Source organism: Streptomyces himastatinicus ATCC 53653, from assembly GCF_000158915.1.
Taxonomy (GTDB): Bacteria; Actinomycetota; Actinomycetes; order Streptomycetales; family Streptomycetaceae; genus Streptomyces; species Streptomyces himastatinicus.
On record NZ_GG657754.1, the window covers coordinates 6,180,146 to 6,182,075 of the forward strand.

At 65.8% G+C, this 1,930-nt stretch carries 1 protein-coding gene and 1 pseudogene; one reads left to right on the forward strand and one right to left on the reverse strand.

Annotation, left to right across the window (positions count from 1 at the left end):
* Positions 1–45 precede the first annotated feature (45 nt).
* Positions 46–337: pseudogene (locus SSOG_RS53945) on the reverse strand (hypothetical protein).
* Between the two features lie 307 nt (positions 338–644).
* Between SSOG_RS53945 and SSOG_RS26335 the strand changes: the two are divergent.
* Positions 645–1,901: a L,D-transpeptidase gene (locus SSOG_RS26335; RefSeq protein ID WP_009717302.1), complete on the forward strand. Its 1,257-nt coding sequence runs from the start codon at positions 645–647 to the stop codon at positions 1,899–1,901.
* Positions 1,902–1,930 lie beyond the last annotated feature (29 nt).

Here is a 1,930-nt window from a genome sequence, read left to right on the forward strand (position 1 = left end):
CCCGGGGAGAAGGCCCGGGCCCAACGGCCCGGGTACAACGTCCCGTCAGGATGCCTCCGTGCGCGTACGGCGCGCGGAGGCGGTCACCATCGTGATCCCGAGCCCCAGGAAGGCCCGTGCCCCCGGCGAGGTACGGGGTGACGTCCACGCTGCCGGTGTCGGCGAGGTTTTCGTCCGGGACGGCCTCGGTCCGCGGCTGGGGCGGTTCTTCGCTACGGCTGCCGGAGGACGGCTGGCCGTCGGTTTCGACCGTCGCGTTGGCGGAGGGGACGAACCACAGGGCGCACAGCAGCGAACCGGCTGCGGCAGCGGTCAGCAGCGGTCGGCGTGCGGACACAACGGCATCCTCCTTGCGGCTGCGGCGAATTGACCCCGTGTGCCCGATCGTAGTGACTTACCGGGGCCGGGTGGTAGCGATCCGGGACGGCAGCCTGCTCCGCACCATATGACTAATACCGGCCTGTCATGGTTTGTCCGGATTCACGGCGCTGCGTCATAAGCTGGACCAGCGTCTTTGCTAAGTGGCCTCGCGCACAGTTTTACTGGGCGTGGAACCGACCAAAAGGTACAGGCGTTCTTGGTGGATAGGTCTTGCTGGTTTGGTCTTGGGTTTTGGGGTCCAGTCGCAAATGGAGAAGCGTGTGATGACGTACGGCAAGCGCCGTAGGGGGCTGGCGGCAGCAGCCGCCGTGCTCAGCGGGGTACTGACTCTCGCCGCCTGTGGCGGGGACGGCGACAGCAGCGACAGCAAGGGCGGTGGCAAGGGGCAGTCGCAGGTTGACGAGGCGGCCGCCAAGGACGCCTCCGACGCCCAAATCAAGATCACGCCGAAGACCGGTGCGACCGATGCGGGCATCAACCGCGACACCAAGGTCAGCGTCAGCGGAGGCAAGCTCACCTCGGTGACGATGACCTCCAAGGCCGACGGCTCCACCGTGGCCGGGTCCATATCGTCCGACGGGAAGTCCTGGAAGCCGGACGGGCAGCTGGAGCGGTCCACCCAGTACAAGATCAGCGCGTCCGCCAAGGACTCCGACGGCCGCAAGGCCACGGAGCACTCGTCCTTCACCACCGTCTCCCCGTCCAACAGCTTCATCGGCAACTTCACGCCGGAGGACGGCTCGACGGTCGGCGTGGGCATGCCGGTGTCGATCAACTTCGACAAGGCGGTGACCAACAAGAAGGACGTCCAGTCCCACATCAAGGTCACCTCCAGCAGCGGTCAGGAGGTCGTCGGCCACTGGTTCAACGGCCAGCGGCTGGACCTGCGTCCGAAGGACTACTGGAAGGCCAACTCCACCGTCACCCTGAAGCTGGACCTGGACGGCGTCGAGGCGTCGTCGGGTGTGAAGGGCGTCCAGGAGAAGACCGTCACGTTCAAGGTCGGTCACTCGCAGGTCAGCACGGTCGACGCCAAGGCCAAGACCATGAAGGTCGTGCGCGACGGCAAGCTGATCAAGACCATTCCGATCTCGGCCGGAAGCCCCGACAACACGACCTACAACGGTCAGATGGTGATCTCCGAGAAGTTCAAGGAGACCCGGATGAACGGTGCGACGGTCGGCTTCACGGACGACGACGGCAAGGGCGAGTACGACATCAAGGACGTGCCGCACGCCATGCGGCTGTCCACCTCGGGCACCTTCATCCACGGCAACTACTGGGGCGCGAAGTCCATCTTCGGCAGCCAGAACACCAGCCACGGATGCGTGGGCCTGTCGGACACCAAGGGCGCCAACGACCCGAACACGCAAGGCGCCTGGTTCTACAACAACTCCCAGATCGGTGACGTCGTGGTGGTGAAGAACTCCAACGACCAGACCGTGTCTCCGGACAACGGCCTCAACGGCTGGAACATGGACTGGAGCAAGTGGGTGGCGGGCAGCGCGACCGGCGCCTGACGCCGCGTCCGACCTCCACCGCCGGGCGG